The following is a 1443-nucleotide window of genomic DNA, read 5'->3' on the forward strand; positions in this document are numbered from 1 at the left end:
GACTTCAAGTTTTTGTAAAATATAGTCATTTTAAACTTGACACGCGGTCGTTGTTAGACATGTTTGATGGCATCCTGCAAAAATTCGCCGACCGGGCTCCAGTGAGCGTGATGGTGCGCGGCCTGCTCGAACATTTGCTCAACGCCGAGCGCCTGGATAGCTGGTTCGACACGACCTGCGAACGCCAGTATACGCGCACGTTGCTGTTCTCCTCGCTGGTGGGACTGATGCTTCAGGTCGTGTGCCGGGTTCAGACGAGCGTCAACGCCGCTTATCGTCACAGCGCCATCGCCGTCTCGATCGTGGCGGTGTATGACAAGTTGCAGGGGATGGAGCTGAAGACCTCGCAGGAGTTGGTGCGCTGGATCGGGCAGGAGTCGCAGGCGATCATTGAGCCGCTGGGTGGAGAGCGCCCAGCGCTCCTGCCGGGCTACGCCATCCGCTACCTTGACGGCAACTGTCTGGCCGGCAGTGAGAAGCGCCTCAAAGCGCTGCGTGCCAGCGCCGCCGCCTTGCCGGGGAAGTCGCTGGTGGTCTTCAATCCGCGCGCTGGCGTGGTCTGCGACGTGTTTCCCTGTGAGGACGGACACGCTCAGGAGCGGGCGTTGTTGCCCCAGGTTCAGGCGCGGATCCGAGCCGGTGAGCTGTGGATTACTGATCGCAACTTCTGCGTCAGTGCCTTCCTGGTCGCCATCGCTGAAGCCAAGGCCCATTGCATCATCCGCCATCATGCCGGGCGCACCGTCAAGCCACTCGGCCCGTTGCAACCGGCTGGAGATTCGCCCAGTGGCCCGATCTTCGAGCAGGCCGTCGAGATCAACGACGAGGACGGGCAGTACCTCTGGCGTGGGCGTCGAATCGTTGTGAAGCTGCACACCCCGACGCGCAACGGTGATCGGATTCTCGCCCTCTTGACCACGCTTCCCTCGCAGATCGCTCCGGCCCCGATCATTGCCGAACTCTATCGTACCCGCTGGACCATCGAGACCGCGTTTCAAAAAATCGAGGCGCACTTGAACTCCGAACTCAATACCCTCGGCTACCCGAAGGCCGCCCTGTTTGGCTTCTGCCTGGCCCTGGTCGCCTTCAATCTCTACGCCGTGGTCATGGCCGCGCTGCGCGCCGCGCATCCCGACACCGATATCGATGACAGCGTCTCGGAGTACTACCTGGCCGCCGAAATCGCCAACACCACCCAAGGGCTCAATATCGCCGTTGAGGAGGAGCAATGGACACGCTTCGCTCAGGCCGACCGAACACTTTTGTGTGCGCTGCTGCTGAATCTGGCCCGCCGCGTTGACTTGCATCGGCTCCGTAAAAATAAGCGTGGCCCCAAAAAACCGCGCACACCACGAACACAGCATAAAGGCAAGCCCCATATCTCAACGGCCAAGGTGCTGGCGGGAACCTGAAGTGTCTCAAAATTGCAACTTAAAAGGGCTG

Annotated in this window: 1 protein-coding gene; it reads left to right on the forward strand. The window is 60.4% G+C overall.

Features of this window, described 5'->3' with window-relative positions; translation table 11 throughout:
* Positions 1–1412: transposase (locus tag GJ668_RS19705; RefSeq protein WP_155451779.1), on the forward strand; the 1412-nt coding region annotated here is incomplete at its 5' end.
* Positions 1413–1443: the final 31 nt, after the last annotated feature.

Source organism: Allochromatium palmeri, from assembly GCF_009720725.1.
GTDB classification, from domain to species: Bacteria; Pseudomonadota; Gammaproteobacteria; order Chromatiales; family Chromatiaceae; genus Thermochromatium; species Thermochromatium palmeri.